The sequence below is a fragment of the Streptomyces sp. NPDC029296 genome (assembly GCF_055569255.1).
On sequence record NZ_JBVHXT010000030.1, the window covers coordinates 48,963 to 55,548 of the forward strand.

At 72.8% G+C, this 6,586-nt stretch carries 8 protein-coding genes; 4 read left to right on the forward strand and 4 right to left on the reverse strand.

Annotation, left to right across the window (positions count from 1 at the left end; genetic code table 11):
• The first annotated feature begins 125 nt into the window (after window positions 1–125).
• Together ACZ4W9_RS25285 and ACZ4W9_RS25290 are read left to right on the forward strand one after the other, a co-directional pair.
• Entirely contained in the window at window positions 126–1,007 is an 882-nt protein-coding gene (locus ACZ4W9_RS25285) for an SGNH/GDSL hydrolase family protein (protein WP_467939546.1), read from the forward strand.
• Window positions 1,008–1,017: 10 nt separating this feature from the next.
• Entirely contained in the window at window positions 1,018–1,998 is a 981-nt protein-coding gene (locus ACZ4W9_RS25290) for an aldose epimerase family protein (RefSeq protein WP_467939548.1), read from the forward strand.
• Between the two features lie 248 nt (window positions 1,999–2,246).
• On the opposite strand, the gene ACZ4W9_RS25295 is transcribed toward ACZ4W9_RS25290, so the two are convergent.
• Genes ACZ4W9_RS25295 through ACZ4W9_RS25305 form a run of 3 tightly spaced genes read right to left on the reverse strand, consistent with a single transcriptional unit; the run spans window position 2,247 to window position 4,141 of the window.
• Window positions 2,247–2,861, reverse strand: coding sequence for a LysE family translocator (locus ACZ4W9_RS25295; RefSeq protein WP_467939550.1), 615 nt, complete (start codon window positions 2,859–2,861; stop codon window positions 2,247–2,249).
• Complete coding sequence (locus ACZ4W9_RS25300) at window positions 2,858–3,664, reverse strand: EI24 domain-containing protein (RefSeq protein ID WP_467939552.1); 807 nt, start codon at window positions 3,662–3,664, stop codon at window positions 2,858–2,860. Before ACZ4W9_RS25300 ends, ACZ4W9_RS25295 begins: the two co-directional genes overlap by 4 nt.
• Window positions 3,665–3,703: 39 nt before the next feature.
• Window positions 3,704–4,141, reverse strand: coding sequence for a MarR family winged helix-turn-helix transcriptional regulator (locus ACZ4W9_RS25305; RefSeq protein WP_467939554.1), 438 nt, complete (start codon window positions 4,139–4,141; stop codon window positions 3,704–3,706).
• 91 nt (window positions 4,142–4,232) lie between these two features.
• On the opposite strand from ACZ4W9_RS25305, the gene ACZ4W9_RS25310 reads away from it, so the two are divergent.
• Together ACZ4W9_RS25310 and ACZ4W9_RS25315 are read left to right on the forward strand one after the other, a co-directional pair.
• Window positions 4,233–5,267 carry an NADP-dependent oxidoreductase gene (locus ACZ4W9_RS25310; protein WP_467939556.1) on the forward strand — a complete coding sequence of 345 codons (1,035 nt, stop codon included), beginning with the start codon at window positions 4,233–4,235 and terminating at the stop codon, window positions 5,265–5,267.
• A 95-nt stretch (window positions 5,268–5,362) separates the two neighbouring features.
• On the forward strand, window positions 5,363–5,782 hold the full coding sequence (locus tag ACZ4W9_RS25315) for an organic hydroperoxide resistance protein (protein WP_436958032.1): 420 nt from the start codon (window positions 5,363–5,365) through the stop codon (window positions 5,780–5,782).
• A 77-nt stretch (window positions 5,783–5,859) separates the two neighbouring features.
• On the opposite strand, the gene ACZ4W9_RS25320 is transcribed toward ACZ4W9_RS25315, so the two are convergent.
• A partial coding sequence (locus ACZ4W9_RS25320) for a hypothetical protein (protein WP_467939558.1) occupies window positions 5,860–6,586 on the reverse strand: 727 nt, incomplete at its 5' end.

Below are 6,586 nucleotides of genomic sequence, written 5' to 3' on the forward strand. Positions count from 1 at the left end.
AAACCGCCGCCATTCACCCAGGGGGACGCTTGTACGGGGGTCGGCCGTTCCCGGGCGCCGGGCCGGGAACCCTCAGTCGTTGTCATAGCGGAGAGCCGGACCGTCGAGCGAGGGGAACAGCAGGGATGCGGAAGCGAAGCCACCGTGTGCAAGCCGCCCTCGCCGTCGTGACGGCCGTGGTGCTGGGGGCCGCCGGCTGCCAGGGCGACGGTTCGCCGGCGGCCCAGGGCACGAAGGCGCACCCGGCCCGGCCGCCGGCCTGGGACCGCAGTCCGGAGTCGGTCGCGGCGGTGGGCGATTCCATCACCCGCGGGTTCGACGCGTGCACGGTGCTGTCGGACTGCCCGGAGGCGTCGTGGGCGACGGGCGGCGACGCCGGGGTGGAGAGCCTCGCGGTGCGGTTGCTGGGGACGAGGGGGGCGGCGGAGCGCAGCTGGAACTACGCGGTGACCGGCGCCCGCATGGCCGACCTGCCGGGGCAGATGGCGCAGGCGGTGGCGCGCCGCCCGGAGTTGGTGACGGTGATGATCGGCGGGAACGACGCCTGCCGGGCCTCGGCGTCGGCGATGACGTCGGTGGCCGACTTCCGCGCGGGCTTCGAGGAGTCGATGCGCACGCTGCGCTCGGCGCTGCCGAAGACGCAGGTGTACGTGTCGAGTGTGCCGAACCTGAAGCGGCTGTGGTCCGAGGGCCGGTCGAACGTGCTGGGCAAGCAGGTGTGGAAGCTGGGCATCTGCCCGTCGATGCTGGGCGACGCGGACGATCTGACCAGCGCGGCGATGCTGCGCCGGGACACCGTGCAGCAGCGGGTGGTGGAGTACAACAAGGTGCTGGAGGAGGTCTGCGCCAAGGACCGCCGCTGCCGCTTCGACGGGGGCGCGGTGTACGACTACCGCTTCGGCACGGACCAGCTCAGCCACTGGGACTGGTTCCACCCCAGCAAGGACGGGCAGGCGCGGCTGGCGGAGATCGCGTACCGGAAGGTCACGGCCGCGTCCGTGTCCTAGGGTTTCCCGCATGAACGAACTTTTCGGCACACTTCCCGACGGCACTCCGGTGCACCGGTGGACGCTGGAGCGCGGCGGGGTGCGGGTGCGGGTGCTGTCGTACGGCGGGATCGTGCAGTCGGCCGAGGTCCCGGACCGGGCGGGGCGGACGGCCGACGTGGTGCTGGGCTTCCCGGACCTGGACGGCTATCTGAGGCACCCGGAGCCGTATCTGGGCGCGGTGATCGGGCGGTACGCCAACCGGATCGCGGGCGGCCGGTTCCCGCTGGACGGCCGGACGTACCAGGTGACGCGCAATGAGGGCGCCAACTGCCTGCACGGCGGGGAGCGGGGCTTCGACAAGCGCGTGTGGGAGATGGCGCCGGTGGAGCACGGGCTGCGGCTCAGCCGGGTCAGCCCCGACGGCGAGGAGGGCTTCCCGGGGCGGCTGTCGGTGACGGTGACGTACACGCTGACGGCGTCGGGGGCGCTGCGCATCGGCTACGAGGCGGTCACCGACGCGCCGACGGTCGTGAACCTGACCAACCACACGTACTGGAACCTGGGCGGCGCGGGGTCCGGTGACACCGGCGGGCACGAACTGCGGCTGGCCGCGTCCCGGTACACACCGGTGGGCACGGACCTGATTCCGGTGGGGGCGCCGGCGGACGTGGCGGGCACCCGTCTCGACTTCCGCGCGGCCCGCCCGACGGGCTCCGGCTACGACCACAACTTCGTCCTGGACAAGGGCGCGACCGGGGCGCCCGAGGAGGTGGCGGAGCTGTCCGACCCGGTTTCCGGCCGCACCCTGACGGTGGCGACGACCGAGCCGGGCCTCCAGCTCTACACCGGTGACCACCTGTCCGGCCCGTTCCCCCCGAACGCCGGCACGGCCCTGGAGACCCAGCACTTCCCGGACTCCCCCAACCGCCCCGACTTCCCCGCCACGACCCTGCGTCCCGGCGAGACCTACCGCTCGGAGACGGTGTACGGCTTCGGGGTGCGCGGCTGAGGACGGTGAGCCCCGGTCCAGGGGTCAGGTCCCGGACCGGGGCTGTTCGTGGGGGACTTTGTCCGCGGTGTGCGGGGAGTGTCCCGGATCAGACGTTAATCGGTGCGGTGGGCCGGCGGTCGGTGATCGAGCGGCCGGCGGAGATCTCGTACGAACCCTTCACATACGCCCGCGTCTTCGTGGTGTCGTCCCCCACCTCGCGGGCGCGGCGGGGCGGTTCGACGGTGGCCGGCCGGCGGGTGGGACGGTCAGTGCGAGGGGGCCAGGGCGAGGCTGACGCCGAGGCCTGCCAGGGCGGTGCCGATCGCCTTGTTGAGGATCTTCTGGCCGCGCAGCATCACGGAGCGCATCCGCGAGTGCGAGAAGAACGCGGCGACCACGCCGAACCACACCAGGTGGGCCAGCGACATGAACAGGCCGTAGCCCACCTGCCGGTACAGCGGGGTGCCGGGGCCGACGACCTGGGCGAAGGTGGAGACGACGAACAGGGTCGTCTTGGGGTTGAGGACGTTGGTGAGGAAACCGGTGCGCAGGGCGGCGAGCGGGGTCAGCTCCGTCTTGTCGCCGAGGTCGACCTCGGCGTCGCCGCGGGCGCGGAAGGTGCGGACGCCGACGTGGACGAGGTAGGCCGCGCCGATCAGCTTGACGACCGTGAAGACGGCGGTGGACGAGGCGATGAGCAGGCCGACGCCCAGCAGGGTGTAGGTGACGTGGACCAGCACGCCGGCCGCCACGCCCGCGGCGGCGAGCAGGCCGGTGCGGCGGCCGTGCAGATAGCTGTTGCGCACGATCATCGCGAAGTCGGCGCCGGGGGCGATCACGGCGAGGACCGTGATGGCGGCGACGGCGAGTAACTGGGTCACGAGGTGACGTCCTCCGTGTCGGGCCGCCCGCCCGGGGCGGCGGAGCCGTCGCCGGCGTTCTCCTCGCCCAGCAGGTCACGGGCGAGGAGCGTGGCGCCCGCGACCGCGCCCGGCATCAGGAACACCGCGACGAACGGAACCAGGAAGGCCAGGCCCAGGGGCGTGCCGAAGCCCCAGACCAGCGTCTTGCGGGAGCGCAGCAGGGCGAGCCGGGCGCGCAGGTCGACGTCCCGGCGCTGGAGGGCGACGGCGGCGAGTTCCTCGGTGAGGAAGAAACCGGTGACGAAGAAGCCGATCACGGGGACGACGGTCTGCCCGACGAACGGCAGGAACCCGAGGGCGAAGAGCAGGACGCCCCACAGCCCGGCCCGGACCAGGACGCGCAGGCTGTCCCGGGCCGAGATCCACAGCTCGCGCCAGAGCGGCCGGCCGGAGACGGGGGCGGTGCCGTCGGGCGAGACGTCGGCGTCGACCCGCTCGGAGAGGGACTCGTAGAAGGGCTGGCCGACCAGCAGGGTGACGGCGGTGAAGGTGAGCACGGCCAGCAGCAGGCCGAGCGCGAACAGGACGGCCGTCAGGAAGCCGCGGAACAGGCCCTGCCAGGGGCTGGACCAGTCGTCGGCGAAGGGAGTGGCCCAGCCGACGGCGTCGTCGCCCCACAGGGCCAGCGCGACCAGCGCGGCGGCGTACAGCACCAGCGTGATCAGCCCGGGCAGCAGGCCGAAGCCGTACCGGCGCCCGTGCCGGGTCACCCACCGCTGGCCCTTCAGGAGATAACCGAAACCCACCCCGAGATCGCGCATGCGGAGGACTTTACTGGCTCCGCCGGGGCGTTGCGGGGCTCAGTCCCCGAGCATGCGGCGCAGCAGGTCGCGCAGGGAGCGGCGCTCCTCCTCGGACAGGCCGGCCAGGGGTTCGCGGGCGAAGCGCAGGCCCTCGCGCAGGTCCCGGGCCACCTCGCGGCCCCGCTCGGTGGCGGCGGCCACCTTCACCCGGCGGTCGGCGGGGTCGGGGCGGCGCTCCACCAGTCCCCGGGACTCCAGCCGGTCCACGATCCCGGTCACGTTCGACGGCTCGCACTTCAGCTTCTGGGCCAGCTTGCGCATGGGCAGCGGCTCCAGGGAGAGCAGGCTGAGCAGCCGGGCCTGCGGGCCGGTCAGGGTGTGCGCGCCGGCCGCCTCCTCGTAGTCCGCGTAGAAGCGGGCGACGACCTCGCCGATCAGCTCGACGACCTCCATGGTCAGGGGGTCGGGGCGGCGGGCGTGCGATGGGGTGGACATGCCCATCAGGATACCGACTTACTTGACATCCTGAAATATTCAGACGCATGGTTGTTTCAGGTAGTGAAGTACCACCCTGAAAGGCTCCGTCATGATCAATCGCGAATGGCACCTCCTCAGCCGTCCCGTCGGCTGGCCGAAGCCCGAGGACTTCGCGCTCGTCGAGTCGCCCGTCCCGGCCCCGGGCGAGGGCCAGATGCTGGTGCGGAACAAGTACCTCTCCGTCGACCCGTACATGCGCGGCCGGATGAGCGCCGCCAAGTCGTACGCCGCCCCCTTCGAGCTGGGCAAGGTCATGCAGGGCGGCGCGGTCGGCGAGGTGGTCGAGTCCAGGGCCGAGGGCATCGAGCCCGGCGACCACGTCCTGCACTTCTTCGGCTGGCGCGAGTACGCGGTCGTGGACGCGAAGAACGCCGTCAAGGTGGGGCCGACGGCCGTACCCGCCGTCAAGGTCGACGCCGGCACCGAGGGCGTGCCGCTGTCGGCGTACCTCGGCGTGCTCGGCATGACCGGCCTGACCGCCTACGCCGGCCTGCTGCGCACCGCCTCCTTCAAGGAGGGCGACAGCGTGTTCGTGTCGGGCGCGGCCGGTGCCGTGGGCAGCCAGGTGGGCCAGCTCGCCAAACTGAAGGGCGCCTCCCGGGTCATCGGCTCGGCCGGGTCCGACGAGAAGGTCAGGCTGCTGGTGGACGAGTACGGCTTCGACGCCGCGTTCAACTACAAGAACGGCCCGGTCGCCGAGCAGCTGCGCGAGGCGGCGCCCGACGGCATCGACGTCTACTTCGACAACGTCGGCGGGGACCACCTGGAGGCGGCCGTCGGGTCGCTCAACCAGGGCGGCCGGATCGCGATCTGCGGCATGATCTCGGTCTACAACAACACCGAGCCCGCGCCCGGCCCGAAGAACCTGGCCCGGCTGATCCAGACCCGCGGCCGGATCGAGGGCTTCCTCGTCGGCGACCACTACGACCTCCAGCCGCAGTTCGTCCAGGAGGTCGGCCCGTGGGTGGCCTCGGGCACGCTGAAGTACCGCGAAACCGTGGTCGAGGGCATCGAGAACACCCTGGAGGCGTTCCTCGGGGTGCTGCGCGGCGACAACATCGGCAAGATGGTCGTCAAGCTCTAGCCTTCCCGGTTTTTTCGCTATGCGGTAACTTCTTTCCAAAATCCAGCGGCGATCGTGGGCGCGAGTCGCCGCGGACCGAGGAGGAAGACAACCGCATGCCCATCACGCAGTCCGACGTCCTGTACACCGCCGTCGCCACCGCCGAGAACGGCCGCGACGGACGGGTCGCCACCGACGACGGCAAGCTCGACGTGGTCGTCAACCCGCCCAAGGAGATGGGCGGCAGCGGCGCCGGCACCAACCCGGAGCAGCTGTTCGCCGCGGGGTACAGCGCCTGCTTCCAGGGGGCGCTGGGGGTCGTCGCCCGGGAGGAGGGCGCCGACATCTCCGGGTCGACGGTCACCGCCAAGGTCGGTATCGGCAAGAACGACGACGGGTTCGGGATCATCGTGGAGATCTCCGCGAACATCCCGAACGTCGACGCGGCGACCGCGAAGAGCCTGGTGGAGAAGGCGCACCAGGTGTGCCCGTACTCCAAGGCGACGCGCGGCGACATCACCGTGACGCTGGCCTGACCCTCGTCGCCCGGCCACGCCGCAGCCGCATCCCCGGACCGGGATGCGGCTGCGGCGTTCTCGTGGCGCGGGTGCGCTCAGGCGCACCACCACAGGAAGCGGTCGCAGGTCCTCAGGGGCGAGGGCCGGGAGGTGGGGGCGGAGGTCGTCGGGGCCGCGGTGGAGGCGGTGGCCGAGGGCGTGGTGGGGGCCGGGGCGGCGGAGGTCGTGGCCGGTGTACCGGAATCCGGGGCGCCCGTGGTGGCCGGCTGTCCCGGCTCGCCGGACTCCCGCGGCGGGGCGGAAGCGGAATCCTCGCCGTCCTCGCCGTCCTCGCCGTCCTCGCCGTCCCGTTCCTCGTCCCGCGCGGACGACGAGGCGGAGGCGGAGGCGGCAGCGGCGTCCGATGCCGAGGCGCCCGGGGTGGCGGAGGCCGCGCCCGGGAGCGCGGCGGAGGTCGCGCCGACCGGTTCGGCCGTACGGTCCGGTGCCGCGGAATCGGCGCCGCCGTCCGTCTCCTCGGTCTCCCCGGCCGTGGCGGAGGGGTCGTCGGCGAAGGGCGAGAAGGGGGCGTCCGTACCCAGCTCCGCCAGACTGAGCCCGCCGGCCGCGAGCACGAACCCGGCGACGACCACGACCACCCGCCGACGGCGCCGCCGGTGCCCGGCCGCCTTGCGCTCCCGCCGGCTCTCCCCGCCCCGGCCGCCGGCCCGCCCACGGGCGGAAACCCGGCCACCGGCACCGCCTTCGCCGGGGTTCCCTTCCCCGGTGGGCACACGACGGCCGGCGGCGAACGCGGAGGCGCCGGCGCCGGGCGCGAGGCGG

Bases quoted from the DNA above. Each gene is read 5' to 3' on its own strand.
- ACZ4W9_RS25285 (WP_467939546.1), top strand. From the start codon at position 126: ATGCGGAAGCGAAGCCACCGTGTGCAAGCCGCCCTCGCCGTCGTGACG.
- ACZ4W9_RS25290 (WP_467939548.1), top strand. From the start codon at position 1,018: ATGAACGAACTTTTCGGCACACTTCCCGACGGCACTCCGGTGCACCGG.
- ACZ4W9_RS25300 (WP_467939552.1), bottom strand. From the start codon at position 3,664: ATGCGCGATCTCGGGGTGGGTTTCGGTTATCTCCTGAAGGGCCAGCGG.
- ACZ4W9_RS25305 (WP_467939554.1), bottom strand. From the start codon at position 4,141: ATGTCCACCCCATCGCACGCCCGCCGCCCCGACCCCCTGACCATGGAG.
- ACZ4W9_RS25310 (WP_467939556.1), top strand. From the start codon at position 4,233: ATGATCAATCGCGAATGGCACCTCCTCAGCCGTCCCGTCGGCTGGCCG.
- ACZ4W9_RS25315 (WP_436958032.1), top strand. From the start codon at position 5,363: ATGCCCATCACGCAGTCCGACGTCCTGTACACCGCCGTCGCCACCGCC.